1 protein-coding gene and 1 pseudogene are annotated in these 1,038 nt (G+C 38.2%); one reads left to right on the top strand and one right to left on the bottom strand.

All coding sequences use genetic code 11. The annotated features are described in order from the left end of the window. A partial coding sequence (locus tag VXQ92_RS21085; RefSeq protein WP_416683079.1) for a helix-turn-helix domain-containing protein occupies positions 1-770 on the top strand: 770 nt, incomplete at its 5' end. A 58-nt stretch (positions 771-828) separates the two neighbouring features. Here VXQ92_RS21085 and VXQ92_RS21080 read toward each other — a convergent pair. Next, positions 829-1,038: pseudogene (locus VXQ92_RS21080) on the bottom strand (hypothetical protein); the annotation flags it as partial.

The following is a 1,038-nucleotide window of genomic DNA, read 5'->3' as shown; positions in this document are numbered from 1 at the left end:
CTTTTCATGTGTTAGGGCATTCACTGATTACCAGCACCACCCTAAAAGAGATGTTTCTAAGAATTATTCGTTATTTTCATGTGGTTACGGATATTCCAGAGCTAGAGTTTTATGGGCAAGGAAATAATCATTATTTCGTGATTAATGTTCCCGACGAAGTTCAGCCCGAGTCAATAGATGCATTTATTTCCGTTTTTATTCGCTCAAGTCGTGCCTTACAAGGCTCTGTTTTTTCACCCTTACGCATTGAACTTAGACGCTCAGAGCCAGAAGATCTAGAAACTTTTCAGAGTATTTTAAAAGCCCCGATTGTGTTTAATGCACCCAAAGACATGATTGTGTTTGACACGGCAACCATAGAACAACCACTAGAAGGTGCAAATCCGACTCTCACCCAAGAATATGATGAAATTATTAATCGTTATCTGGCGCGGTTCGATAAAGAAAATATATTGGCACGAGTGAAAGTAAAATTAATCGAAAAATTATCTACAGGTGATTTTCAACAACAAGATGTTGCGAAAAGTCTGGGCTTAAGCATACGGAGTCTGCAACGCAAACTTTCTGCCGAAAACACCTCTTATAGTGAGTTACTGGATCAGACTCGGCACGAACTCGCCTTATCGTATATTAAAAATTCAAGCCACAATATTACTGAGATTGCTTATATTCTTGGCTTTACTGATGTCAGTAGTTTTACCCGCGCATTTCGCCGCTGGACCGATTTATCACCTATCCATTATCGAGAAAAATATCTGGCTTGCTCTTAACTTTTAAAAACTTAGACAAAAAAGATGCATGTAAGTGCATCTTTTTTTTATGAGTAACTTATTTTTTAGTAAGTAGTTCTAGCATCGAAACTGTAGTGACTTTGGCTCCCACTGGTAAAGCTTTTAAGTCAACAATGTAGTTTGGACTATGTGGAATATAAGGCACAGGTTTGCCTTGCTTGACTGCATTTGCAAACACAACTGGGTCTGCCACACCAATAAACATAAAGTTAAAAGGAATGTCTTTTTGTTCGCCCAATAAATGATG

Source organism: Acinetobacter sp. 228 (assembly GCF_048147885.1).
This window is presented reverse-complemented; position numbering and strand designations above follow the sequence as displayed.